General features: G+C 65.4%; 23 protein-coding genes. 9 read left to right on the forward strand and 14 right to left on the reverse strand.

What is annotated here, in order from left to right:
* Positions 1-2: 2 nt before the first annotated feature.
* The 3 genes from NED97_RS00435 to NED97_RS00445 all read right to left on the reverse strand — a co-directional run bounded on the left by NED97_RS00435 (position 3) and on the right by NED97_RS00445 (position 3,777).
* Positions 3-998 (reverse strand): ABC transporter permease, encoded by a 996-nt coding sequence (locus NED97_RS00435; RefSeq protein ID WP_252488777.1) that lies wholly within the window; start codon positions 996-998, stop codon positions 3-5.
* Between the two features lie 2 nt (positions 999-1,000).
* Positions 1,001-1,999 (reverse strand): ABC transporter permease, encoded by a 999-nt coding sequence (locus tag NED97_RS00440; RefSeq protein WP_252488778.1) that lies wholly within the window; start codon positions 1,997-1,999, stop codon positions 1,001-1,003.
* 101 nt (positions 2,000-2,100) lie between these two features.
* Positions 2,101-3,777 (reverse strand): ABC transporter substrate-binding protein, encoded by a 1,677-nt coding sequence (locus tag NED97_RS00445; RefSeq protein WP_252488779.1) that lies wholly within the window; start codon positions 3,775-3,777, stop codon positions 2,101-2,103.
* A 274-nt stretch (positions 3,778-4,051) separates the two neighbouring features.
* Here NED97_RS00445 and NED97_RS00450 point away from each other — a divergent pair, with 274 nt between their 5' ends.
* The 5 genes from NED97_RS00450 to NED97_RS00470 all read left to right on the forward strand — a co-directional run bounded on the left by NED97_RS00450 (position 4,052) and on the right by NED97_RS00470 (position 11,323).
* Positions 4,052-4,471, forward strand: a complete 420-nt coding sequence (locus NED97_RS00450) for a PPC domain-containing DNA-binding protein (protein WP_252488780.1) — start codon at positions 4,052-4,054, stop codon at positions 4,469-4,471.
* A gap of 1 nt (position 4,472) precedes the next feature.
* Positions 4,473-8,102 carry a DNA polymerase II large subunit gene (locus NED97_RS00455; protein WP_252488781.1) on the forward strand — a complete coding sequence of 1,210 codons (3,630 nt, stop codon included), beginning with the start codon at positions 4,473-4,475 and terminating at the stop codon, positions 8,100-8,102.
* A 161-nt stretch (positions 8,103-8,263) separates the two neighbouring features.
* Entirely contained in the window at positions 8,264-9,799 is a 1,536-nt protein-coding gene (locus tag NED97_RS00460) for an alkaline phosphatase (protein WP_252488782.1), read from the forward strand.
* A 285-nt stretch (positions 9,800-10,084) separates the two neighbouring features.
* Complete coding sequence (locus tag NED97_RS00465) at positions 10,085-10,384, forward strand: DUF7130 family rubredoxin-like protein (RefSeq protein WP_252488783.1); 300 nt, start codon at positions 10,085-10,087, stop codon at positions 10,382-10,384.
* A 39-nt stretch (positions 10,385-10,423) separates the two neighbouring features.
* Complete coding sequence (locus tag NED97_RS00470; RefSeq protein WP_252488784.1) at positions 10,424-11,323, forward strand: ketopantoate reductase family protein; 900 nt, start codon at positions 10,424-10,426, stop codon at positions 11,321-11,323.
* A gap of 94 nt (positions 11,324-11,417) precedes the next feature.
* Here NED97_RS00470 and NED97_RS00475 read toward each other — a convergent pair whose 3' ends face one another.
* Positions 11,418-11,771 carry a NifU family protein gene (locus NED97_RS00475; RefSeq protein WP_252488785.1) on the reverse strand — a complete coding sequence of 118 codons (354 nt, stop codon included), beginning with the start codon at positions 11,769-11,771 and terminating at the stop codon, positions 11,418-11,420.
* Between the two features lie 71 nt (positions 11,772-11,842).
* The gene (locus NED97_RS00480) at positions 11,843-12,160 is read right to left on the reverse strand and encodes a DUF5783 family protein (RefSeq protein WP_252488786.1); all 318 of its coding nucleotides are present in this window, start codon (positions 12,158-12,160) and stop codon (positions 11,843-11,845) included.
* 163 nt (positions 12,161-12,323) lie between these two features.
* Between NED97_RS00480 and NED97_RS00485 the strand changes: the two genes are divergently transcribed.
* Together NED97_RS00485 and NED97_RS00490 are read left to right on the forward strand one after the other, a co-directional pair.
* On the forward strand, positions 12,324-12,707 hold the full coding sequence (locus NED97_RS00485) for a hypothetical protein (RefSeq protein ID WP_252488787.1): 384 nt from the start codon (positions 12,324-12,326) through the stop codon (positions 12,705-12,707).
* A 514-nt stretch (positions 12,708-13,221) separates the two neighbouring features.
* Positions 13,222-13,977, forward strand: a complete 756-nt coding sequence (locus NED97_RS00490; RefSeq protein WP_252488788.1) for a CehA/McbA family metallohydrolase — start codon at positions 13,222-13,224, stop codon at positions 13,975-13,977.
* On the opposite strand, the gene NED97_RS00495 is transcribed toward NED97_RS00490, so the two are convergent.
* From NED97_RS00495 to hemC, 5 genes are all read right to left on the reverse strand, one after another.
* Entirely contained in the window at positions 13,974-15,506 is a 1,533-nt protein-coding gene (locus tag NED97_RS00495) for a DHH family phosphoesterase (protein WP_252488789.1), read from the reverse strand. The two genes, NED97_RS00490 and NED97_RS00495, sit on opposite strands and share 4 nt — an antisense overlap.
* Positions 15,507-15,649: 143 nt before the next feature.
* A complete protein-coding gene (locus NED97_RS00500) occupies positions 15,650-16,000 on the reverse strand; it encodes a hypothetical protein (protein WP_252488790.1) in 351 nt (116 codons plus the stop codon).
* Positions 16,001-16,184: 184 nt separating this feature from the next.
* Positions 16,185-16,928, reverse strand: coding sequence for a uroporphyrinogen-III synthase (locus NED97_RS00505; RefSeq protein ID WP_252488791.1), 744 nt, complete (start codon positions 16,926-16,928; stop codon positions 16,185-16,187).
* 5 nt (positions 16,929-16,933) lie between these two features.
* On the reverse strand, positions 16,934-17,746 hold the full coding sequence (gene cobA, locus NED97_RS00510; protein ID WP_252488792.1) for a uroporphyrinogen-III C-methyltransferase: 813 nt from the start codon (positions 17,744-17,746) through the stop codon (positions 16,934-16,936).
* Positions 17,747-18,883 carry a hydroxymethylbilane synthase gene (gene hemC / locus NED97_RS00515; RefSeq protein WP_252488793.1) on the reverse strand — a complete coding sequence of 379 codons (1,137 nt, stop codon included), beginning with the start codon at positions 18,881-18,883 and terminating at the stop codon, positions 17,747-17,749.
* A gap of 128 nt (positions 18,884-19,011) precedes the next feature.
* On the opposite strand from hemC, the gene NED97_RS00520 reads away from it, so the two are divergent.
* The gene (locus NED97_RS00520; protein WP_252488794.1) at positions 19,012-19,380 is read left to right on the forward strand and encodes a group I truncated hemoglobin; all 369 of its coding nucleotides are present in this window, start codon (positions 19,012-19,014) and stop codon (positions 19,378-19,380) included.
* Between the two features lie 29 nt (positions 19,381-19,409).
* Here NED97_RS00520 and NED97_RS00525 read toward each other — a convergent pair whose 3' ends face one another.
* Together NED97_RS00525 and hemL are read right to left on the reverse strand one after the other, a co-directional pair.
* Entirely contained in the window at positions 19,410-20,096 is a 687-nt protein-coding gene (locus NED97_RS00525; protein ID WP_252488795.1) for a hypothetical protein, read from the reverse strand.
* Positions 20,097-20,182: 86 nt separating this feature from the next.
* A complete protein-coding gene (hemL, locus tag NED97_RS00530) occupies positions 20,183-21,529 on the reverse strand; it encodes a glutamate-1-semialdehyde 2,1-aminomutase (RefSeq protein WP_252488796.1) in 1,347 nt (448 codons plus the stop codon).
* A gap of 106 nt (positions 21,530-21,635) precedes the next feature.
* On the opposite strand from hemL, the gene NED97_RS00535 reads away from it, so the two are divergent.
* Entirely contained in the window at positions 21,636-22,571 is a 936-nt protein-coding gene (locus tag NED97_RS00535) for a DMT family transporter (RefSeq protein ID WP_252488797.1), read from the forward strand.
* A 77-nt stretch (positions 22,572-22,648) separates the two neighbouring features.
* Here the strand turns inward: NED97_RS00535 and NED97_RS00540 are convergent, their stop codons facing one another.
* Entirely contained in the window at positions 22,649-24,292 is a 1,644-nt protein-coding gene (locus tag NED97_RS00540; protein WP_252488798.1) for an ammonium transporter, read from the reverse strand.
* A gap of 479 nt (positions 24,293-24,771) precedes the next feature.
* Positions 24,772-25,797: a porphobilinogen synthase gene (gene hemB / locus NED97_RS00545; protein ID WP_252488799.1), complete on the reverse strand. Its 1,026-nt coding sequence runs from the start codon at positions 25,795-25,797 to the stop codon at positions 24,772-24,774.
* Positions 25,798-25,835 lie beyond the last annotated feature (38 nt).

Raw genomic sequence — 25,835 nt, forward strand, 5'->3', positions numbered from 1 at the left:
TGTTAGTCGTTAATTCGTGGGTCGAGTGCGTCCTGTAAGCCGTCGCCGAAGAGGTTGAAGCCCATGATGGTGATCATGATCGCCAGTCCGGGCCAGATAGAGAGCCAGACGTTCGAGTGCATGTAGCCGTGAGAGGTCTGGAGCATCGCACCCCAGTCCGGGGTGGGCGGCTGGGCGCCGAAACCGAGGAACGAGAGCCCGGCAACGATGAGTATCGTCACGCCGATCTGGAGCGTCGCGTACACGAGCACCGGCGCGAAGCTGTTCGGGATGACGTGGCGCAGAATGATATTGCGATCTTTCACCCCGGCGGCTCGGGCCGCTTCGATATAATCCATCTCGCGGACGGACAGCACCTCGCTGCGGATGATCCGCGCGAACACCGGGATGAAGGCGATTCCGACGCCGACGATCGCGAACCGGACGTCCGGGCTCCCGCCGCTGACGAAGACCGTGAAGACGATGATGAGGATCAGCGGGGGGATCGCGTACACCGTCTCGATGGCTCGCATCAGGACGTCGTCGACCCAGCCGCCGTAGTAGCCGGCGACCGCGCCGATGGCCGTGCCGCCGACCAGTCCGAGGAAGGTCGCGGCGAGCCCGACGCTGACCGAAACCTGCGCACCGTAGATGATCCGGGTGAAGTAGTCCCGTCCGTTCGGATCGGTTCCCAGTGGGTGTGAGAGCGATCCGTCGGCGTGGAACACCGGGGGCTGGTTCGTTTCGGCTTCGCCGGGCGCCGGCAGCCGTTCCGGATGCTCCAGGATGGGGAGCGCCTCGGCGATCGCAAAGTCCGAGACCGTATCGAACGTGATTCGGGAGAGGTTGCTGTCGATGATAGTGAAGGCCGTAATGGCCAGCACGAACGAGATGACGTACAGTCCCCAGCGTGCGGTCGTATCCCGTTTGATCTTCCCGAGGGTGTTTCTCCACCCCGTCTGGGTCTCTTTGGTAGCCGGTTCGGTTCCGCTTTCGACCTGTGTTTCACCTACAGCCATCGTTACTCAGCCTCGCCGTACGTGACGCGCGGATCGATGTACGCGTACGCGATATCTGTGATAATGACGCCGATAACGAACATTGTTGCAATAACCATCGTGATGCCCATGATAAGCTGGTAGTCCAGCTGGATGATCGCCTCGTAGAACAACCGTCCGAGTCCGTTGATGTTGAAGACGAACTCGGTGAGGACGGCGCCGCCGAGCGCCGTCGACAGGTTGAGTCCGACGATCGTGATGATCGGCAACTGGGCGACCTGAAACGCGTGCTTTCGGAGGATCGTTCGCTCGGGCACGCCGTACGCCCGGGCGAGCTTGACGTACTCGCCCTGTAACGACTCGATCATCTGGGTGCGTTCGACGCGCATTAGCGTCGCCATCTGCAGCGTTCCCAGCGCGACCATCGGCAACAGCAGGTATCGGATAGTCTGGTAGAAGTGCTCGAGGTAGCCGCTGTGGCCGTAGACCTCCGGCGACCACCACGGGTAGACGAGCCCCGCCGACGGGAGCCAGCCGAGCTGGACGGCGAAGATCAGGATCAACATGATTCCGATCCAGAACGACGGCGTGCTCACGCCGATCAGCGCGATGATCCGGGAGACGTGATCGAACGGCTCGTTGCGCCGCTTCGCGGCGAGGATTCCCAGCGGGATCGAGGTGATGAGCGCGAACACGTACGCCGATAGGATGAGCAGCAGCGTCGGTCCGATTCGACTGGCGATCAGCTCCGAGACGGACCGATTTCGGTGGAAGCTGTAGCCCATATCTCCCTGTACCAGTCCCGCCATATAGTCGAGGTACCGTTCGTGAAGCGGCCTATCGAGGCCGTACTGTGCCTCAATTCGCTCGATCTGTTCCGGAGTGACCTCCTGGCCTTGTACCATGAGTCTGACCGGATCCCCCGGTGTCAGGTTCGCGAGGATGAATGTAAGGATAGAGATACCGATCAGGACCGGGATTGCTTGGATGAATCGATAGGTTGTGTAGCGAAGTAGTCCCATATCTTGGACTGTATTCGGATTATTCTTCGTGATTATTTAGTTCCTTCTTTGCTCTCCCGCGTAAGCGAGGAGGAAAACGATGCGCCGCGCGCTGACGCGCGTTACTCGTCGATCCAGGTGTTCTGGTAGTCGGAGACGATGCGCGGATTGTAGCTCACCGAGGGGTGGGCGTGGAGGTCTTTGACCTCCTCACGGGCCGCCATCGTGTTGTGTTCGGAGTAGGCCGGAAGCACCGGGAGATACTCGATGATCTCCTCGGTGACGTCGACGTACAGATCGCGCCGTTCGTCCTGGTCGGCGCTCTCTCGGGCGTTCAGGATGTTGTCGTGGAAGTCGCCCTCTCCCTCGTAGAAGTGGCCCTGGCCGACTCCGGCCTGACTCTCGTGGAACAGGTTGTAGTAGTACACGTCCGGGTCCGGACCGCCGGTCCAGCCGAGCAGGTACATCTCGTAGTCGTCGACGTTACCGGTGTTGTACGTGTCGACGAGCGTCGCGAACGACATCCCCTGTACGTCCGCACCGTAGCCGATCTCGCTCAGTCGCGAGCCGATCCGCTCGGCCAGTTGCTCCCGCGGACCGCCCTCCGGGGCGATGATCCGCGGCTCCCAGTCGTCCGGGACGCCGGCACCCTCGAGGAGTTCTTGAGCCTGATCGGGGTCGTACTCGGGCATCTCGTCTTCCCACTCGTCCATCGGGAACTCCCAGCCACCCGACTCGTTCGTGACCTCCGGGATGGGGCTCGACAGCGGGTCAGCGGCGGGTCCGAGGTGCTCGTTGACGAACTCGCGCATCGAGAACGAGTGACCGACGGCGCGTCTGACGTCCGGATCGGTCGTCTCACCCTCGTTGCAGTTGAACGCGAGGTACATGTACGAGGGGCTCCGGCTTCCGTGGATACGGACGCCGTCCGCTCCGTCCACTTCGTCCCACTCGGTCGCCGGAACGGTGTCGATGACGTCTGTGTCCCCTGCGAGGACCTGGGCGACGCGGTTGGCGTCGTCCGGTGCCGCTTCGAAGCGGATCCGCTGGACGTACGGCTGCGGTTCGTCCCAGTAGTCGTCCCACCGCTCGAGTTCGACGTACTCGCCGGGCTGGAACTCGGCAAACTGGAACGGACCGGAGCCGACCGGGTCCGTGTTGAAGGCCTCGGTGTCTTCGGTCCGGACCGCTTCGGGGACGACCGGGACCGCCATCGTCGACATCGTAAACGGACCGTACGGGTGCTCGAGGGTGACCTCGAGCTGGTAGTCGTCGACCGGTTCGGCCGACTCGATCATCCCGTACGTCGCCGCGTTCTGGGTTTCCTCCTCGACCGGTGCCGTAAAGGAGTGGGCGACGTCGCTGGCGGTGACCTCGTCACCGTTGTGGAACTCGATTCCCTCCTGAATGTCGAAGAAGTACGTCTCGCCGTCGTCCTCCTCTTCGGGCATCCCATCTGCGATCTTCGGCTCGAGGTTGAGTTCGTCGTCCCACTCGTAGAGGCCGTCGAATACCAGGTTCGCGACCTGCATACTGTACGAGTCGAAGGAGACGACGGGATCGTAGTCCTCGTCCGGATCCGCCGGCTGCAGGAACTCGAGTTCACTCTGCCGGGCGGCTTCCTCGTCGTCCGGCTCTTCCCGATCGTGCTGGTACTCGCTGATGTCTGCGACCTCGTCGTCGCCGTTACCGTCGTCGTCTCCGTTCCCCCCGATGCACCCTGCAATGGTTGCTGCGGAAACTGCACCACCCGTGGCGAGAACTCGCCGTCGGGCCCATAATTGCTGGTTGTTTGCCATTCTCACAGTAATGGCCGTGATAACAAGACATATATGTTTTGGTCTATCGTGAATGATACCAGTTATCACCTCTCAGTTCGGTAGGCCGATCCCCTCTCGTCCCTCTGGCTGAATTTTTTCGTGATTGTAAATATATAATTTAAGCATTCAGACATCTGGGACGCACCCCGTTTCGTCGGGACGACGCCATCAGAATTGAGACTGCGCTCTCGCGAGTCGCCCTCGTCGTAGGCGACCAGTGGTCTTTTTCTCTCGGCCGATACAGTAGTTGCGTATGAACTATCGAGCCGTCGAAACCGTAGACGAGTACGTCGCTCGCCTCGAGACGGGAGCAGACTGGCGTGCAGAGATCGAATCGCTCGCGGACGAGGTCGACGCCGACGCCGGCTGGTTTAGCGCGCTCGGAGCGGTCCAGGACGTCGAACTGTGGTTCTACGACCAGGACGAGTGCGAGTACTATCCGATCGAGTTCGACGAACCGCTCGAGGTCGCCAGCTGCGTCGGCAACGTTTCCCTGCTCGAGGGGGAGCGCTTTGCACACACTCACGCGGTCCTTTCCGATCCCGACGGCACCACCTACGCCGGCCACCTGAACGAAGCGACGGTGTGGGCGGGCGAGGTCCACCTGCGCGTCTTCGAGGAGCCTCTCGAGCGCGAGTACGACGAGACGACCGAACTCGACCTCTGGCTCTGACATGCGCGAGGCAGACGAACGCTACTTCCACCGACTCGAGTCCCAGTTGGACGATGCGTTCGACGTGGCCGAGCGGGCCAAAGAACGCGGCGGGGATCCCGTGCCCGAGGTCGAGATTCCGGTCGCGAAGGACATGGCCGACCGCGTCGAGAACATCCTCGGGATCGACGGCGTCGCCGAACGCGTCCGCGAACTCGAGGGCCAGATGAGCAGGGAGGAGGCGGCGCTCGAACTCGCGGAGGACTTCGCCGAGGGTCGAGTCGGTGACTACGAGACGAAAGCCGGCAAGGTCGAGGGGGCGGTCCGGACGGCCGTCGCACTGCTCACGGAGGGCGTCGTCGCCGCACCGATCGAGGGGATCGACAAGGTCGAGATCCTCGAGAACGACGACGGTACCGAGTTCGTCAACGTCTACTACGCCGGTCCGATCCGCTCGGCGGGCGGAACCGCCCAGGCGCTGTCGGTCCTCGTGGCGGACTACACCCGTGCGCTCGTCGGAATCGAGCAGTACGACGCCCGCAGCGAGGAGGTCGAACGCTACGCCGAGGAGGTCGGCCTCTACGACAAGGAGACGGGCCTGCAGTACACGCCGAAGGACAAGGAGACGAAGTTCATCGCCAAACACCTCCCGATCATGCTCGACGGGGAGGCGACGGGCGACGAGGAGGTCTCCGGCTTCCGCGACTTAGAGCGCGTCGACACCAACAACGCCCGCGGCGGGATGTGTCTCGTCATGGCCGAGGGGATCGCCCTCAAGGCGCCGAAGATCCAGCGCTACACGTCGGCTCTCGACGAGATCGACTGGCCCTGGCTGCAGGACCTCATCGACGGCAACTACGGCGGTGACGAGGGGGCGGACGCCGACGCGGACGACTCCGACGAGAGCGACGCCGACGCGGATGCGGAAACGGAAGCGGACGAAGCCGACCCCGATGCGAGCGACGAAGCGGCGGGACCGCCCCGGGTCGAGGAGTCGACGAAGTTCCTCCGCGACCTGATCGCGGGCCGACCGGTCTTCTCTCACCCCTGTGCCAACGGTGGGTTCCGGCTCCGGTACGGCCGAGCGCGCAATCACGGCTTCGCGACCGCCGGCGTCCACCCCGCCGCGATGCACCTGGTCGACGACTTCCTCGCGACCGGCACCCAGATCAAGACCGAGCGACCCGGGAAAGCGGCCGGCGTCGTCCCGGTCGATTCGATCGAAGGACCGACGGTCAAACTCGCCAACGGCGACGTCCGGCGGGTCGACGACCCCGAGGAAGCCCTCGAGATCAGAAACGGCGTCGAAAAGATCCTCGACCTCGGCGAGTACCTCGTCAACTACGGCGAGTTCGTCGAGAACAACCACTCGCTCGCGCCGGCGTCGTACACCTACGAGTGGTGGATGCAGGACCTCGAGGCTGCGGGCGCGGACGTTCAAGCGCTTCGGGACGACCCCCGGATCGACCTCGAGTTCCCGCCGGCCGAAAACGCCCTCGAGTGGGCCCGCGAGTACGACGCGCCCCTCCACCCCGAGTACACCTACCTCTGGCACGACCTCTCGGTCGAGGACTTTTGCACCCTCGCCGAGGCCGTCGCGGACGGCCGGATCACGGCCGACGGCGAGACGCTCGTCCTCGGGCGCACCGACACCGTCCGCGCTGCGCTCGAGCGGATCGTCATCGAACACCGCCAGCGAGAGGACCGCCTCGAGATCGACGACTGGAAACCGTTCGTTCGCTCCGTCGGCTGCGAGATTCGACGGACGGCGACCGACGGCGCCTCCGAGCGATCGGCCGGCGCCGCGGACGGCCCCGAACTCGACGAACCGGAAATCGGCCTCGAGCGAACCTGGGCCGACGACGACCTCTCCGAGCGCGCTCGGACCTGGGGGCACGAGATGGAGGGTGACAACGCAATCGAGGCGGTCAACGAGGTGGCTCCCTTCGCGGTCCGCGAACGCGCACCGACGCGAGTCGGGAACCGGATGGGCCGACCCGAGAAGTCCGAACGCCGGGATCTGAGCCCCCCGGTCCACACCCTCTTTCCGATCGGCGAGGCCGGCGGCGCACAGCGAAACGTCGCGGACGCGGCTAAACACGCCGAGACGATGTCGGACACGCCCGGCGTCGTCGAACTCCAGATCGGCCGCCAGCGGTGCGAGTCCTGCGGAACGGAGACGTTCGAGAACCGCTGTCCGGACTGCGGCGACCGAACGACGCCCGACTACCGCTGTCCGGACTGCGACAGCCGAATCGAACCCGACGAGGCCGGGCGCGTCGAGTGTGGCCACTGCGAGGTCGAGGCGACCTGCGTCGAGCGGCGCGAGATCGACATCAACGAGGAGTATCGCGACGCGCTCGAGTCGGCCGGTGAGCGGGAGAACGCCTTCGAGATCCTGAAGGGCGTCAAAGGGCTGTCCTCGGCGACCAAAATCCCCGAACCGATCGAGAAGGGTGTTCTGCGGGCGAAACACGACGTTTCGTCGTTCAAAGACGGCACCGTCCGTTACGACATGACCGACCTGCCCGTCACCTCGGTCCGGGCGAGCGAACTCGACGTCGACGTCGGCCAGTTCCAGGCGCTCGGCTACGAGGAGGACATCCACGGCGAACCCCTCACGCACGAGGATCAGCTGGTCGAACTCAAGGTTCAGGACATCGTCCTCTCGAACGGCGCGGCCGAGCACATGATGCAGACCGCCGCCTTCATCGACGACCTGCTCGAGCAGTACTACGGCCTCGAGCCGTTCTACGAACTCGAGGATCGCCAGGACCTGGTCGGCGAACTCGTCTTCGGGATGGCACCCCACACGAGTGCAGCTACTGTCGGAAGGGTGATAGGATTTACGAGCGCTGCGGTCGGATACGCACATCCGTACTTTCACGCCGCTAAGCGGCGTAATTGTGACGGAGACGAGGATTGCGTGATGCTTCTGATGGACGGCCTGTTGAACTTTAGTGAAAGCTTCTTGCCGGATCAACGAGGCGGGAAGATGGACGCACCCCTGGTCATGTCCTCGCGCATCGATCCCTCCGAGATCGACGACGAGGCGCACAACATGGACATCGTCTCGCGGTATCCGCGGGAGTTCTACCTCGCCACCCTCGAGCAGGCCGATCCCGAGGAAGTCGATATCCAGATCGGCGAAGATACCCTCGGAACCGACGGCGAGTACACCGGGTTCGAGCACACTCACGACACCACCGACATCGCGATGGGTCCCGATCTGTCGGCGTACAAGACGCTGGGATCGATGATGGAGAAGATGGACGCCCAGCTCGAGCTCTCGCGAAAGCTCGCGGCGGTCGACGAGACCGACGTCGCCGAGCGGGTCATCGAGTACCACTTCCTGCCGGATCTGATCGGCAATCTCCGGGCGTTCTCCCGACAGGAGACGCGGTGTCTCGACTGCGGGGAGAAGTTCCGTCGGATGCCCCTGACCGAGACCTGCCGGGAGTGTGGCGGCCGCGTGAACCTCACCGTCCACCAGGGATCGGTCAACAAGTACATGCAGACGGCGATCGAGGTCGCCGACGAGTACGACTGTCGAACGTATACGAAACAGCGCCTCGAAGTCTTAGAACGGGCGCTCGAGAGCGTCTTCGAGAACGACAAGAACAAACAGTCCGGAATCGAGGACTTCATGTAATTTTCCGGATTCGTCGGACCAACACCGTACGACCCCCACGGTTCTCCACCGAACGGCTCGAACGTCGATTACTCGTAACTCTACCGTGCGATATACCAGTACAAATTCGACATTCATATTCATGGCTAAGGTATATGAAATAATTCCACCACCGTGGGGGTGTGTCACACGATAACTGTTGTAGTGGCGGTATCGCACCCGATCCGGACGACATTCCATCCATCGCGACCGAACGCCGGTCGTTCATCAAGGGAGTCAGTGCGTTAACCGGCGGCGCCGTACTCGGTGGCCGGGCGGGCGCCGACGACGAGGCGGACGATACAGGCGACGACCGGGTGGCGGAGTGCCGAAACGCGATCGTGTTCATCCACGACGGGATGGGGCCGACGCAGGTCACGGGCGCCCGGTACCTGAAGGCCTATCAGGAGGATTCCGACCAGTTCCCGATGAACGCCGATCCGGCGGAGACGCCGCTTCACATGGATCGTCACGAGGCCCACGGGACGATGACTGTCTTTCCGGACGATCCGAACGAGGTCGTCATCGACTCGGCGGCCGGAGCGACGAGTCCCGGCGTCATCGACTGCGCCGCGTCGGCCACCGGGATGGGCGCCGGCGTCAAGACGTACAACGGCGCGATCGGCGGTATCAGAAACGAGGACGGGGAGTTCGTCCCGACGGAGACGATCCTCGAGGCGGCGCGCGACGCGGGGCTCGCGACGGGACTGGTAACGACCACGCGGATCACTCACGCAACGCCGGCGGCGTTCGCGGCGCACGTCCCGCACCGATCGATGGAGGACGAGATCGCCGAACAGTACATCGAGGAGGCCGACGTCGACGTGCTCCTCGGCGGTGGGAAGGCCCACTTCGATCCGGACCAGCGTGACGACGGGAAGGACCTGCTCGGCGCCGCGGAGCGGGAGGGGTACCGGATCGTCGAAACGGCGGAGGAACTCTCCGACGTCGACCAGATGCCCGTTCTCGGACTGTTTACGGAGGACGACAGCCACCTGAACTACTATCTCGACCGGCAGTCCGGGACGACGCAGCCGGGGCTGGTCGGGATGACGAACAAGGCGATCGAGTTACTCTCCCGACACGACGAGGGCTTTTTCGTCATGGTCGAGGCGGGCCGCGTCGATCACTGCGGTCACAAGAACGATCCGGCGATTCTCGACGAGCAACTGGAGGGCGACCGAGCGGTCGGCGCCTGCCTGGACTTCGCACAGGGCGACGCGACGGCCCCGACGACCGTCGTGACGACCGCCGACCACGAGTGCGGCGGCTTCTCGCTCGGCCGGGACGGGATCTACAACGTCGACTACGAGATGATCGACGCGCTCGAGGCGAGCGTCACGGAGGGAATCGTGCCGGCGATCGACGAGGAGGTCGAGTCGGTCACGGACCTCCGGCGAGTCATGTCGGAGGTCGCGGGGATCGAACTCGAGGACGTGGATCGAAACCACTCCGAAGCAGATACGTATCGTGCGATCGATCTCGGGCCGCTCTACGCCGAAATTCCCGCACTGCGAAACATGCTCAACCGACAGATGCTGATCGGCTTCACCTCGCACGGTCACACCGGCGTCGACGTTCCGCTGTACGCCGACGGTCCGAACGCCGAATTCTTCAATCGACCGCGGGACAACACCGACATCGCCGACGTGATGGCCGACGCGCTGGGAATCAAGTAGCCGGGACGGGACGGGTCCCGACTCCGGCCGTTCATTTCGTTCTCCCCCGAAACGGCAATAGTCGAGTGATACTGTCGAATCCAGCGTGAACGACGACGAATCTCCCCGAGGAGAACCGTACGTCCATCGTTCCTTCGCCATCCCGATTTTGTATCGCGTCTATTGGTTTACCGACCGATCACTCCCGGAACTCGAGCGGACGCTGTGAAACTCTCCGAACCGATCAACTCCGACGATCTGGACCCCGTGCTGTCTTTATAGTGGTACGGGATGTCAGGGAAACACATGGCCGAAGAGCAAGAACCACCGCATCTCGGATTCGGCACGAAAGTTTACACGGAAGACGGAACGAAGATTGGTCGTATTCGCGGCTTCGACGAGGAGGGGTTCTACGTAACGGCTCGGGAGGGTCTCGAGGGGATGAGCGTTCAGCACGTCCGCTCGGGCAAGAATCTCGGCGAGGCGGAGCTGATGTGGCGTTGCCTTGAGTGCGGCGAGATGGGCAACCTCGACGACGAACTCCCCGAGAACTGCCCGTCCTGCGGGGCCGAGCGAGAGGAGCTGTACTACTGGACCGAGGACTAGGAGGAAAACGGTTTTTACCGGGCTGGTCCACCTGCAGGCATGGATATCGTCGTTTTCGGCGCCGGCAGCCTCGGGACTCTCGTCGGCGCCGCCCTCGCGCGTGAGCACGCGGTGACGCTCGTCGGACGCGCGGATCACGTCGACGCGATCCGCGCGAGCGGGCTCTCCCTCGAGGGTGAACTCGAGGCAACGGTCAACCCGCGGGCGGCGACCGACGGCGAGGGACTCGCCGCCGATCTCGCGATCGTCACCGTCAAATCGTTCGACACAGAGGCGGCCGCCGACACGCTCGCGACGGGGGCGTTCGACGTCGTCCTCTCGCTCCAGAACGGGATGGGAAACGAGGAGACGCTCGCTGCCGGGCTCGAGGCTCCCGTTCTCGCGGGGACGGCGTCTTACGGCGCGATGCTCCGGGAGCCGGGCGTCGTCGAGTGTACCGGAGTCGGCGAGATTGTGGTCGGCGACCGGCGAGGCGGTCGCTCGCGGCTCGCCGAGCGAGTCGGGGACGCGTTCGCGTCGAGCGGTCTCGAGACGATCGTCACCGACGAGATGCCACATCGGCTGTGGGAAAAGCTCGCCGTTAACGCCGGGATCAACGCCGTGACGGCGCTGACGGCGACGAACAACGGAGCCGTCCTCGAGACGCCGGCGAACGATATCGCCCGCGCCGCCACCCGCGAGACGGCACGCGTCGCTCGCGCGGACGGCATCCGGCTCTCGAACCGCGAGGCGCTCGCCGCGATGGAACGGGTCGCCGTGGAGACTGCCGCGAACGCGTCCTCGATGCGCCAGGACGTCCTCGCCGACCGTCGGACCGAAATTGACGCGATCAACGGCTACGTCGTCGATCGAGCGGCCGATCGGGGGCTCGAGGTCCCGATCAACCGTACGCTCACGACGCTCGTCCGCGCCTGGGAACGCGGCCGTGGGTACGGGTAACGCGGCGCTACGGGTCGCGGGGCCGAAGCGCGGCGTGACGACTATCCGTCGATAAAAATACGAAGAGAAGACCGCCGCCCAAGCGACGACCCGGTTAGAACGGTGCTTCGGGGCCTTCGTCCGCTTCGCCGTCGTCGACGGTTTCACCGGGGAACGAGGGACTCATGCCGCCCGCGTCGTCGCCGCCCTCCATTCCGGTGTGGGCGTTGACCTTCTCGATCTCGGGGATCTCCTTGACCATCCGACTCTTGATCGCCTGGATCGTCATCGGCGAGATCCCACAGCCGCTGCAGGCGCCGCCGAGCGCGATCGAGACCTCGCCGGTCTCGCGGTCGAGATCCTGGATCGCTGCGCTGCCGCCGTGCATCTGAATCTGCGGGAAGTTCCGTCGCAGGAAGTTCGCGACGCGGTCCTCGAGGTCGTCTCCGTCCTGGGTTTCGGTGCTCATGTCTCGCCGTTGGGGACGAGCCTCCCTAAACCTTCCGTCGTTCCCGTTCGCCCGTCGCGCGCGGACCGAATTCAGGCAAACCCGAAGACGCGCTCGAGTTCGGATTCGATCTCCTCGACGTGGATTTCCAGGACTTCTTCGAACCGGTCCTCCTCGACGAGGACGCCGGTCACTCGGTCGTACGGATCGTCGGGGAGTTCGACGCGAAACTCCCCGTCCCCCTCGTAGAAGGGCTCGCTCTCGTTCAACACCTGCTGGTCGATCGCGTGGACGATCTCGGAGTCGTAGCGGTCGTTCATCCGGTTGAACGCGTTCTTGTACGCCTGCTGGAGTTCGGGAAAGTAGTTGGCGTACTTGTCTTCGAACTTCTCGGGATCGAACTCTGCCATACCGGATAGAGCGCGAGCGAGGACAAAAGTCGGACGATCGGACGGCCGTTCGTACTCTCTCTGCTAAACGAATCAGTTGCACGACACGGTAGGGGTATCCTACATACGGAGGATGCGTATGCAAGCGGAACCGACACTCCCGCCACCGCGATACCAGAGTACAATGTCTTTCGATCAGCATCCCATTCCGCGGGAGGCGCTCCCACCGGAGTGGGGCCCCGCCGAGTGTTGCGACGGCTACCTCGCGTACCGTCACACTCGGCTTCCGGTCGAACTCATCGCGGATCGTACTCCCGCCGATGGGTCACATCCCGGACTCGGACTGGGCTACTGCTGGGAGCTTCAGTATCGGTACTCGCTCGACGATCGTTCGATCACCGAGTTGATCGGGCGGGTCTCGACCCGCCACGCCGCAGTCGAGGGTATCCTCGAGTGTATGTCTCGCGTCTACGACTCCGTCGAGAACCCGACCGATCCGGTCGAGATACTGGGCGTCCTCGAGGGGGTCGCCCTCGCGGACTCAGTTCCCATCGGATGGTCGGCGTAGCGACGACGTCCGAACGGAACGCTCGAAGCGTCACACGCCGATTCACTGTGCCGAGAATTGATTTATTGAACCGGTTGTGCACGCGTTTCGACGGTCGAATCGAGTGCGCCAGCAGTTCGCTCGCGCACTGACAGGTGAAGCGATCCGGGGTATCGTTCTTCCTCGATCGGGGCCCGTCTTTCGCTACGACCGACGCTGCGAGAGGGCTCTACTTTCGCTCTCGTTTCTGGCGATTCGAACCGTTCTCCGCCGATCTTGCGAACGCCGGAACGAAGGCCGCGAGTATGAACGACAGCATCGCGTGGGTGGCGGCATCCTCCGGAATCCATCAGATTCCGTTCTCATCGGTAGCGTCTCGATCGGACGTCACCGGATGCCTCGTTCGTGTCAGGATACTCACCAATAAATTCTATATTACGATACGAAAGCTCGCGTTCTCCGTCGTCGACCGTCGTCGGAGCGCTTATGCAATCGTCCGGAGTACCGTCTGTAACGGTTTCCCCAGTACGGTCCCATGACATCTCAGATCCCCTTCGCGATTGACTTTCACGTCCACTCGGACGACTCCTACGATGGACACGAGCCGATCGAGCTCATTCTCGAGCACGCGGCCGATATCGGACTCGACGGTATCGTCGTCACGGATCACGACGAGATCAGCGAGTCACTCCGGGCCGCGGAACTCGCCCCAGAGTACGGACTCGTCGGTATCCCGGGCGTCGAGGTATCGACGCGACACGGACATCTGCTCGCGATCGGCGTCGAGGAGCGGCCCGATTCCGGCCAGCCGTTCACGGAGACCGTCGACACCGTCCGCGAACTCGGCGGTGTCGCGATCGTTCCGCATCCCTTCCAGCGAAGTCGCCACGGCGTTCGAAAGCGCCACATCCGTGATGCCGACGCGATCGAGGTCTACAACTCGATGCTCTTTACCGGGTACCGAAACCGCCGTGCGCGGACGTTCGCCAGGCGGCGCGGCTACCCCGAGATCGGCGCGAGCGACGCACACTACCTGCCGAACGTCGGCCGCGCCTACACCGAAATCCTCGTCACTCCCGACGAAGCGAACCCGACCAAGGCGGATATCGACGGGGACGACCTCATCGACGCCATCCTCGAGGGACGCACGCAGATTCGCGGGAAGCGCACGCCGGTTCACAAGAGCACGACCCAGTACGCTAAGGGTGCGGTCAGAAAGTCGACGTACCTGCTAACCTCGCGCGCGCCGCTGGTGCCGACGGTGCCGGCGTCGATGGATCGATCGAGCTAATCGAGCTGGTCGCCGACGATCTCGTCGGCGCGCTCGACGAACTCCTCCTCGTTTCCTTTCGGCACCGTCGCACCGGCAGCGACGTCGTGACCCCCGCCGTCGCCACCGACCGCTCGAGACGCCTCGCCCATCACCCGCGAGAGGTCGAGTCCCCGGCGGACCAGGCTGTGGGTTCCGCGGGCCGAGACCTTGACCTCCTCGCCGTCTCCGCCGTCTCGCCCGTCTTCGTCCTCCGCGGCTTCGCCGCTTCGGTTCGCGGGGCTACGCTCCGCGCTCTTCTCCGCGAACGCGAGGATCGGTTTCGATCGGCTGACGCCGTCGTTGCCCATCGCCATTCCGGCGACGATGCCGACGATCGTCTCGCGGATGCGGTCGCCGGCGTGGAACCACTGGACGTGTTCCTCCTGGGTAACCCCTTCCGTCGTGACGAGGTCGATCCCCTCCGAGAGGTTTCGGCGGTGGTTCCGCAGGAGGCTGCGGGCGCGCTCGAGCGCACCGTCCCGGTTACCGAGACAGACCCCGAGGCCGACGTCTGCCCTGTCGTACCGAGCGGTCGCGTTGAGGAGCGTCGAGAACTCGCTCGCGTCTCGAAGCTCCGTCCCGACGGGTTCCGCACTGAGGACGTAGCTGGTCCCGACGAGCTGGTCGATCTTCTTCGCGGGAACGCCGCGCGAGACGGCCCGTTTGACGAGCGCGCTGGCGACGGTCTGTTTCTCCTCGTTCGTGAGCGCCGCCCAGCAGCGCCACTCGCCGTCGCGTTTCAACTCGAGGTCGAGTCCGTCGAGGAATCGCAGCGCACCCCCCTGGTCGTTCGAGATGCCGGGAATGTAGACGTCCGTTGCGTACTCGAGGAACTTCGGCAGCGGACGGGTCTGTTTGCCGTAGAGCGCGAGATCCGTCCCGGTCTCGACGACGCCGGCTTCGACGCCCTCCGCGACGATCTTCGCGTTCGCGCCGTGGAGTTCGCCCTCGGAGTCCTGCATGTCGCCCACGGCGCCGACGACGGCGAGGGCGGCGAGATCGCGGTTGTCGGCGCGGGCTGTCGTCGCTCCGCCGTCCGTCGCAGCCACGTTTCCGGTTCCTTCCGAGATGTTCGCGAGCGCCCGCGCGAGAACGTAACTTGCACCGGCCCCCGACAGCTCCGAGGCACCGTTGATCCCGAACAGAAGCGGGTTGAGGTGGTACTCGGTCTCTCGGTCGGCCGGCTGGTGGTGGTCGGCGATGACCGGCGTGAACGCGCCGTCGTCCTCGCGCTCGCCGATGATGTCGAGTTGGCCGCTCCCGAAGTCCGTAAAGAGGACGGTATCGTACGCGGTCGCCGCGATGTTCTCGACCGCCGCCTCGTCGAGTTGCTTCTCGAAGACGGTTTCGAAGGGGATCCCCGCACGCTCGAGCGCCTGCGCGGCGACCGCGGCGCTGGTCAGGCCGTCGGCGTCGATGTGCGAGGCGAGCAACACGCGGTCGCAGTCGGTGAGATGCTCCGCACACGCGGTCGCTCGATCCTCGAGTTCTGGAACCGGCCCGGTCATCGGTTCATCGGTCGATGATGGGTCGTCATACGGGATAAACTTCCGGTCCTACAGGTCGGTCGTGGCTACCGCGAAGACGGCGCACTGATCCCCTCGAGACGGCTCTTTCGTCGACGTTCGGACGGCGAAAATCCGCCGATCTCTCAGAAGTTCACCAGCGATTCCCGGAAGAGGAGCAGGAGGACGTTGTTCGCCGCGAGCGCGAGGTACACTCCTACCATCGTTCCGACGAATCGACGATCGACCGGGTCCCAGAGGACGTAACCGATCGTGATCACAGCCCCGGCGTAGCAGATCGCCGCGAGAACGACGCCCGGCAGTCCGAACAGCCCGTAAAAGTAGACGGTGACGGGATTGAGCTCGGTCGCGTAGGGGACGAGAAAGAAGAGGACGGCGGCGACCATGTCGATGCTCCAGAGCGCGAGAAATGCCAGTCGTAGCCCGATCGATCCCGGTGGAGCCAGATTGGTCTGGTGAACTGATCCTGTGCTCATGTACTCGTTACCAGGCGCTCAGCGAGATTAGGGGGATGCCTTGCTAAATCCGGTTGAGACTGAATGGCACGGCTTTCGAACCTACCGATTCGATCGCCTTTGGAGTTCGCACGCTCGCGAGCGTATCGAACGGTTTCGAGCGTCCCCCCGACCGATCGCTCGAAACGGGTCGTCTGCGGGCCGATCAGTCGTGGTACGTCGGCGCCGCCGTTTCGACCGTCTCACAGGCTAACGCGTCGAACGTCGCCTCGCTCGCGACCACGTCGACGTCGATGTCGTGTCCGGCCGCGGTCTCCCGCGTCGGCTCGCCGATGACGCCGACGGTCGCGTCCTCGAGCCCCGTGATCGCCGCCTCGTGCACGCCGCGGTCGGCGGCGGCCTCGAGGAAGTGTTCGACCGTCAGCGACGAGGTGAAGCAGGCGGCGTCGAGCTCGCCGGCTGCGGCCAGCTCGGCCGACTCGCCGCTTTCCTCGGGACGAACCAGCCGGTAGAGGATCGTCTCGTGGACGTACGCGCCGGCGGCCTCGAGTCCGTCGAGCAGCACCGGACTGCCGTGATCGCTGCGGGCGACCTCGACGCGCGTCCCCTCGACATCGTCTTCGAGCGCGGCGACGAGACCGCTCGAGGTGTACTCGTCCGGAACGAGATCGACTTCGTATCCCGCCTTGCGAACGGCGTCGGCCGTCTTCGGACCGATTGCACAGACGGTCGCGTCGCCGGGGTTCCACTCCGCGTCCGCGACCAGTTCCGCGCCGGTCTTGCTCGTCAGCACGACGTAGTCGGCGTCCTCGCGGGGCGTCGCGCCGGTCGATTCGACCGACAGCATCGGGTCCGGAACCGGCGTCGCGCCCAGCGAGTCGATCAGTTCGACCGCGTCGGCGAGGCGCTCGTCGTCGGGCCGGAAGACGGCGACGGTGAGGTCGCGCATTCGGGCTACACCTCGTCGCTCGCGGTCGCCGTCCGTTCCTCGTCGGCCTCGTTCGCGAGGAACTCGAGCACCTCGTCTCTGGTCGCGGCGACCTCGCCGATCACGGTCACCGCGGGCGGTTCGATCTCGGCCTCGTCGCGTGCGTCGACGATGGTCTCGAGCGTGCCGGTCGCGACCCGCTGGCCGGGCCAGGTGCCGCGTTCGACGAGCGCAACCGGCGTCTCGGGGGCCATGTCGGCCTCGAGCAGCGCCCTCGTGTAGTCGGGCAATCGGCCCACCCCCATCAGGACGACGATCGTTCCCCCGGTAGCGGCCAGGGCCTCCCAGTCGACCGCGGACTCCTCCTTCGTGGGGTCTTCGTGGCCCGTGACGAACGAGACCGAGGAGGCGTGATCGCGGTGGGTGACCGGAATCCCGGCCACCGCGGGAGCGGCGATAGCCGAGGTGACGGCGGGGACGACCTCGAACGGAACCTCGTGGTCGGCGAGGTACTCGGCCTCCTCGCCGCCGCGGCCGAAGACGAACGAGTCGCCGCCCTTCAGCCGGACCACGGAGTTGCCCTCGCGGGCGAGTTCGACCAGCCGCTCGTTGGTCTCCGACTGGGGCGTGCGCTCGCCGCCGGCGCGCTTGCCGACGTCCTCGCGGCGGTCCTCGGGAAGCATCTCGATGATCTCCGGACCCGGCAACTTGTCGTGGAGCACGACGTCCGCGGACTCGAGCAGCCGCTTCGCCTTCACGGTCAGCAGGCCGGGATCGCCGGGACCGCTGCCGACGAGGTAGACGGTTCCCGGCTCCGGGTCGGTCGTCGTCTCGGGCATCTACTTCCCCTCCGGCTGATCTTCTTCGCTGGGCTCGTTTTCGCTCTCGGCGTCTCGCTGGGCCGCCTCGATCAGTTCTTCGGCGCCGCGGTCGGCGAGATCGGCGGCGAACTCGCGGGCGGCCTCCGCGTGGTGTTCGACCGGCAGGTCCCGGTTCGCGGTCACGGACTCCTCGCCGTCGCGGTCGAAGACGGTCACCGACGCGCGGACGTACTCGCCCTGGAGGACGGCGTAGACGCCGATCGGGGCGATACAGCCCCCGCCGAGCTCCGCGAGCACGGTGCGCTCGACGGTCGTCTCGATGCGGCTCCGGGGGTGATCGATCAACGACTGGATCTCGCGGGCGGTCTCACCGTCGGTCGCGGTGACGGCGAGCGCGCCCTGTCCCGGCGCAGGGACGAACGAGGAAGTCGGCAGCCGCTGGTAGTCGACGTAGCGGGCGAGTCCGCTGCGCTCGAGTCCGGCTTCGGCGAGGACGATGGCGTCGTAGGCAGTCTCGATCTCGCGACCGAGCGCCTGCTTCTCGAGTTCCGAGAGGCCGTCGAACCACTCGTCGACGTTCTGATCGAACTCGGGTTCGAAATCGTCGTTCCCGGTATTCCCCTTGCGTTCTTTGTCCGCCTCGGTCCGTTCTTCGTGTTCCGCCTGTAGCGCGGGCGCGAGCAGCTTTTCGAGGCGCGTGTCGACGTTGCCGCGCAGGGGCTCGACCTCGAGGTCGGGCCGCTCGGACAGCAGCTGTGCGCGGCGGCGCAGGCTCGAGGTGCCGACGGTCGCCCCCTCGGGTAGCTCCTCGAGCGTCGTTCCGTCGGGTGTCACGAGGGCGTCGCCCGCCCGGCCCCGTTCCGGGACGGCCGCGGTCACCAGCTCTTCGGGCTGGTCGGTCGGCATGTCCTTCATCGAGTGGATCGCGCCGTCCAGTTCCCCCTCGAGGACTCGTTCGTCCAGTTCGCGGACGAACGCGCCCGTCTTCCCCAGTCGGTGGATCAGTTCGTCCCGGATCTGGTCGCCCGTCGTTTCGACGGTCACGAGTTCGACCTCGTACCGTCGGTCCTCGAGCGCCTCCTTTACGAGTGCGGCCTGCCGTCGGGCGAGTGAAGAGCCCCGCGTCGCCAGTCGCAACGTCCCGCGCGTTCTCATGGGCGGTACTCGTCGCCTGGGGTATGAAAAGCGCACGCTTGTCCCGCCGGCTGTCAGCGTCCCGACGTTGACTATCGACACATGTTCGGGAGGAAGTTTATTTAACCAGAACCGGTACGAATACTTGAATGAGTGACACCCTGTACGATCGGCTGGGTGGGCGGGACGCGATCGCCGCCGTCGTCGATCGATTCTACGAACGCATGCTCGAGGACGAGCGGGTCGCGCACTTCTTCGAGGATATCGACGTGCAACGCCAGCGCGCCCACCAAACGCAGTTCCTGAGCGCGGTCGCCGGCGGCCCCGTCGATTACGCGGGCCGAGATATGGAGACGGCACACGCGCACCTCGAGATCACCAGAGCGGAGTTCGCCGTCGTCGCGACCCACCTCGAGGAGACGCTCGAGGAGTTCGGCGTCGAGGAGGGCGATCGGGAGGCGGTCCTCTCGGCGTTCGGCGACTACGAGGAGGCGATCGTGACTGCGACGGCCGACTGAGACCGGAACGCATCTGCTGCGGTCCCGGCTCAGGGAACGCCGAGCGCTCGCCGCCGTCGGAGGAGGTAGTACCCCGCGAGAATCGGATGCAGCGGCGGGACGAACAGACTCAGAAACGCGAGTCCCAGGTACAGCCCGGGGTTCGGTCGCCACCTGTCGGCCTCCGTGCAGACGTAGGCCGCGTCCTGGTGGATCGCGATCGGGAACGCGCCGAACGAGACCGCCCCGGCCAGTCCGACCGCGGTCGTCAGCAGCCGCGGGAGGGAGAAGACGACGGCGATCACCGCCGCAACGGTCCCGATCAGCGTCGCTGCGAGCGAAACCGCGACGACGACCCACCAGCCCGACCAGGCCGGCGGCGTCCCGAAGCGCCGGTGCCGGCGGGACAGATAGACGACGCCCGCGACCGGTGCCCAGAGCAGCGCGAAGATGGCGTTGAACAACGGGTTCGGCCGCCAGTGGCCGCTCGCCTGCGGGCGCCGCCTGACCCGTCGAGCGTCGAGAAAGAGCGCGGCCGCCAGCCCGAGCGACAGGAACGTGTACCCGAACGAACTGAACAGGACCAGCCCCCACTGGAGGCCCGGCACGCCGAGTTCGGCGTCCCGGAGGATACCGACGATCCCGACGCCGATCACCGGCGGGAAGAGATAGAGCAACCGCTCGACGACACGAGCCCAGTCGACCTCGTCGACGTTCGACGGAACCTCGAGCGCCATCAGTCGCCGTCCGTGAGTATCCGGCGGCCGGTCGTCTCGATCGTCGTCCGGCCGTCGTCATCGTTTTCCGGCATCTGGGGGCGCGACTACAGCGCCTCCTTGTACGCCTCGAGGGTCTCCTCGACGTCTTCCTCGGTGTGGCCGTAGCTGACGAACTGGCACTCGAACTGGTTCTGCGAGAGGAAGACTCCCTGCGCTTTCATCTGGCCCCAGAAGATGCGGCGCCAGCGATCCGTCTCGGCGGCTTTCACGTCGGCCGCGCTCTTCGGACAGTAGTCGTAGCGCGGGCAGGTCGGATTCTGTCGGCAGCCGGCCGAGCACTGCTCCTCGAGGGAGTCGGGACCCGGCCCCTCGCGCGTGAAAATGACCTTGAACATGCTGTCCGTGCCGGTGACGGTGTAGCTGGGCGCCTGGTCGGCGACGATGTCTGTCAGGCCGCTCCGAAGTCGATCGCCCAGCCCGTTGACGTGGCCGTAGACGTCGTTCTCGGCGGCGAACTGCAGCGTCTCGAGGCCGGCCGCCATCGTTACGGGGTGGCCGGAGAAGGTGCCGGCCTGGAAGACGTCGCCGGAGGGGGCGAACTGTTCGACGATCTCGGCCCGGCCGCCGATCGCGCCGACGGGGAAGCCGCCGCCGACGATCTTGCCGAACGTCGTCAGGTCGGGCGTGATCCCGAACTCGCTCTGGGCGCAGCCCAATCCGCCGACGCGGAAGCCGGTGATGACCTCGTCGAAGATCAGGAGCGAGCCGTGCTCGTCGGTGATCTCGCGGAGGAACTCGTGGTAGCCCTCTTCGGGGTGGACGATCCCGTAGTTGCCCAGGATCGGCTCCGTGAGGACGGCCGCGATGTCGTCGCCGTGTTCCGCGAACACCTCGCGCACCGCGTCCTCGTCGTTGAACGGCACCGGGAGGGTGTGCTCGGAGAACGACTGCGGGATGCCGGCCGAGGAGGGAGACGGGTTCTCGGCGTCGCCCTCGACCAGCGTCGACTCCTGGGCGCCGTGGTAGCCGCCCTGCATGACGACGATCTTGTTCCGACCGGTGTAACCGCGCGCGAGTCGCACGGCGGAGGTGGTCGCTTCGGTGCCCGAGTTGACGAACCGGATCTTCTCGACGCTCGGGACGTGCCGGACGACGAACTCCGCGAGGTCGACCTCGATCTCGGTCGGGGTGCCGTACATCGGCCCCTCGCTCGCCTTCTGCTGGATCGATGCCCGAACCCGTTCGGGAAGGTCGTGGCCCAGAAGCAGCGGGCCCAGTCCCATCACCCAGTCGACGTATCGGTTGCCGTCGGCGTCGATGACGTGACCGCCGTCGCCCTTCTGGACGAAGAACGGGTAGGGCTCGATCGCCGCACGAACCGCCGAGTTGACGCCGCCGGGCATCACCGACAGCGCCCGATCGTACAGGTCGCGTGAGTGGTCGTCGTTCATGCGGGGGGCTTAGCGATCGGAGGGGAAAGTAGTACCGAGGTTCGATCGCCGTCCGGGGATCAGTACGGTTAAACGGCTGCTTTATCGACTCGCTGAATACTACCGTATGCGCTACCGAACCCCGCTCCTGTTTCTGCTCGTCGCCGCCATCTGGGGCTCGACGTTTCCGGCCGTCCGCGCCGGCGTCGAGGTCGTCCCGCCGGTCCTGTTCGCGGCGCTTCGTTTCGACGCCGTCGCGATCCTCGTGCTCGGCTACGCCGCCGTTCGCGGCTACCGAATTCGCCCCCGTCGGGACGAGTGGATCGGCATCCTCGCGGGCGGCGCGCTCCTGATCGCGCTCCACCACGCACTGTTGTTCGCCGGCCAGCAGTACGTCACGAGCGCCGTCGCCGCGGTCGTCGTCGCGACGGTACCGATCATCACCGCGGCGCTCTCGCGGCTCCTCCTCCCGAGTACCGGCCTCGGCATCGTCGGCGTGATCGGCCTCGGTCTCGGCTTTCTCGGGACGGCTATCGTGGCCAACCCCGATCCGGCGGCGCTGTACACGGCCGAATCGCTCGGCGTCCTGCTGGTCCTCGCCGCCGCCGTCGCGTTCGCGCTCGGGGCGGTCCTCACCCAGCGAACCCGGAGCTCGCTTCCGGTCGCCTCCCTTCAGGGGTGGATGATGCTCGTCGGCGCGCCGATCCTGCACGTCGCGAGCGTCTCGCTCGGCGAACCGCAGTCGGTCGAGTGGACGCCGGCCGCGGCGCTCGCGTTCGTCTACCTCGTCCCGGTCGCCGGCGGGCTCGGCTACCTGCTGTACTTCGATCTGCTCGACCGACTCGGCTCGGTCGAACTCAACCTCGTTTCGTACCTCCTGCCGGTGTTCGCCGCGCTCGTCGGCTGGCTGACGCTGGGCGAGGCGCTCGAGTCGACGACCGTCGTCGGCTTCGTCGTCGTCGCGGTCGGCTTCGCGCTGGTCAAGCGACGCGCGCTGGCGCGACTCCTCGACGGACGAACTCGCGGCGCGTCGAAAGTGGCGGGAGAGAACGACGGCGGATAGGGTGACGTGAGAGAACGAACACGGATAAGAAGCGGAGGGCTGCGGCGGAGGACCGTTCTCGAGTCGTTTCGACCGGTTCAGACCGCGTCAGTGCCGGTCTTCCCGGTGCGGATCTGCACGGCGCGCTCGACGGGCGTGACGAAAATCTTCCCGTCGCCGGGTTCGCCGGTGTTCGCGCCCTCGCGGATCGCGTCGACGACCTCGTCGGCGGGGATGTCGGCGACGACGCACTCGATCTTGACTTTCTGGTGGAGGTCGACCGTGTACTCCTCGCCGCGCCACTGCCCCTTCTTTGCGGGCTGTGAGCCGCGACCGGAGACGTTCGTGACGGTCAGCGACGGGGCACCGGCTTCCGCCAGCGCCTGCTTGACCGCGCCGAGGCGGTCGGGACGGACGATCGCGGTGACCATCTTGATCTGCCCGTCGTTCGGCTCGCCGCCGTCCGCACGAATCACGTCGCCGCTGCCGTCGGCGGCGACGTCGGGCTGTCCGAATTCGGGGTAGGTGTCCACGCCGTGCTCGGAGACGTCGAGGCCGTCGCGCTCGTGTTCGGGCGTGACCCGTGCCTGTCCGACAGCCTTGAACGCGAACCAGATGAGGCCGGTCGCGCCGACCGTCCAGGCGGTGATGAGAACGACGCCGGTGAGCTGCGCGACGAACGCGTTCGCGACGCTATCGACGACGCCCGGTGCGGCGACGAACGGGAACAGCAGCGTCCCGAGGACCCCGGCGGAGCCGTGGACGGGGAACACCGCACAGACGTCGTCGATTTTCAGGCGTCTCTCGACGAATTCGAAGACGATCGGCAGCTGCGCGCCGGCGAGACCGCCGACGACGAACGCGCCCCACCAGGCGACGGTGTCTGGAATCGCGGTGATGCCGACCAGGCCGGCTAACAGCCCGTTTGCGACGTACAGGGTGTCGACCTTGCCGGTCTTGAACCACGCGACGAGACCGGCTCCCATCGCGCCGCAGGCCATCGAGACGGTCGTGGCCATGGCGACGCGACCGAGCTGGTCGCCGAGGAACGCGCTCTCGCCCAGGATGGCCGAGGTGCCGACGTTGAAGCCGTACCAGCCGAACGCGAGGATGAGCGTTCCCAGCACGGCGAAGGTCAGCGAGTGACCGGGGATGACGTTGGGGCTTCCGTCGTCGTTGTACCGATCCATGCGCGGGCCGAGCACCCACGCGGCGGTGAGGCCGGCGATCCCGCCCATGCCGTGGACGATCATTCCGCCCGCAAAGTCTGCGAACGGCGTCCCGGTGAGAGTCTCGATGTGGCCCCCGGCCCACGTGATCCCGGTGACGACCGGGTAGATGACCGCGGCCAGCAGGAACGTGTAGGTGACGTACGCACGGAGCTTCGCGCGGCCGGCGACGGCTCCCGAGACGATGGTCGCCGCCGTCATAGCGAACACGGCACCGTACAGCCAGTCCATCCAGCTCGTCGCGTCGCCCGTGAACGCGGGCTCGAACCCGCTGCCGGCGACGACTCCCTCGATGCCGACGCCGACGAGGAAGAACACCGTCACGCCGACGCTCCAGGTCAGCAGGTTCTTCGTCAACTGGTTTGCCACGTTCTTCGAGCGCACCTGACCCGCCTCGAGCATGGCGAAGCCGGCGTGCATGAAGAAGATGAGGAACGTGGCGATCAGGATCCACGTGTAGTTGATCGCTTCCATCAGCATCTCGGTCTCGGCCTGGAGGACGATGTGCTCCATCAGCCGCACACCTCCGTCGTATCTCCTCCGCTACCGGTAATCCGTAGACACTCGTCCATATTTGATCCATTCTGGCTCATGGTTGTCTTCTGAATCACGTCTAATCCGGATGAACTATCTATATATAAGGGTTAGCGTTTAAAACGTCTAAAAACACTCGAGTAATAGGGACGACCGGGCGAATCTAAAGGCGATTTAATGTGTATAAGGATGGAAAATTTCGAATCTTTTTCGAACGATGGCTATCGTCTTACGAAGAAAACTTAATTTATAGAGTATAATTGACGCAGGATTGGGGCGGGACTCGAGACGAGGCTATCGGCGCTGCGCGCGGAAAATATTGTCGCGCGTCTACCGGTCGCGGTGCTCGTCTGGACGTTCGTCAGAATACCGCTCTGATCGCGGCCGGATCGCAGGCGAAATCGCCGACCGGCGACCCGATCCGGCGTATCGAGTGGGGCGCGGCGCGGTTCGCCGAACTACGATCGGTTCCCGGACAGCCGTTCAGCGACGTCCTCGGCGAAGTAGGTCAGGATCAGGTCCGCACCCGCGCGTTTGATCGACAGCAGCGACTCGAGGGCGGCCGCCTCGAGGTCGAGCCACCCCTTCTCGTCGGCGGCGTGGAGCATCGCGTACTCGCCGGAGACGTTGTAGGCGGCGACGGGATGGTCGAACTCCCGCCGAATTTCGCTGACGATGTCGAGGTAGGGCAGCGCCGGTTTGACCATCAGCACGTCCGCACCCTGCTCGGCGTCGAGGCGGACCTCCCGCACCGCCTCGCGAGCGTTCGCGGGGTCCATCTGGTAGTGACGCCGGTTGCCGAACGCGGGTGCGCCGTCGGCAGCATCTCGAAACGGTCCGTAGAAGGCGCTCTCGTACTTCGCGGCGTAGCTCATGATCGGGACGCGCTCGAATCCCTCGCGGTCGAGACCCTCCCGGATGGCGGCGACCATGCCGTCCATCATCCCGCTCGGGGCGACCATGTCCGCCCCCGCTTCGGCGTGGGAGACGGCGATCCGCTCGAGGCTCTCGAGGGTCGCGTCGTTGTCGACGGTCTGGATCGGATCGCAGGCGGGGCCGCCCTCCGCGACGTCCTCGCCTCGAAGTTCTTCCTCCAGCGGGCCGCAGTGACCGTGGTCGGTGTACTCGCAGAGACAGACGTCCGTGATGACGTAGGCGTCGGTCGCTTCGGCGATCCGCCGCGCCGCCGCCTGGACGACGCCGTCGTCGGCCCAGGCGCGGGTTCCCTCGGCGTCTTTCGACTCGGGAATCCCGAACAGCATGACGGCCTCGACGCCGGTCTCGAGCACTTCCTCGACGCGGGCGACGGCGTCGTCGATCGGAACGCGCTCGTGGCCGGGCATCGATTCGATCGGCTGGCGCTCGTCGGTCGTCGCGTCGACGAACACCGGGGCGATGAAGTCCGAGGGCTCGAGGCTCGTCTCGCTGACGAGCCCGCGAACCCGGTCCTGTCGGAGCCGTCGGGGGCGGTGGGTGAGATCCATATCGGTCCTACTGACGGAACGTGCAAAAGCGGTGCGCT

This window comes from Natronococcus sp. CG52 (assembly GCF_023913515.1).
In the GTDB taxonomy this organism is placed as follows: Archaea; Halobacteriota; Halobacteria; order Halobacteriales; family Natrialbaceae; genus Natronococcus; species Natronococcus zhouii.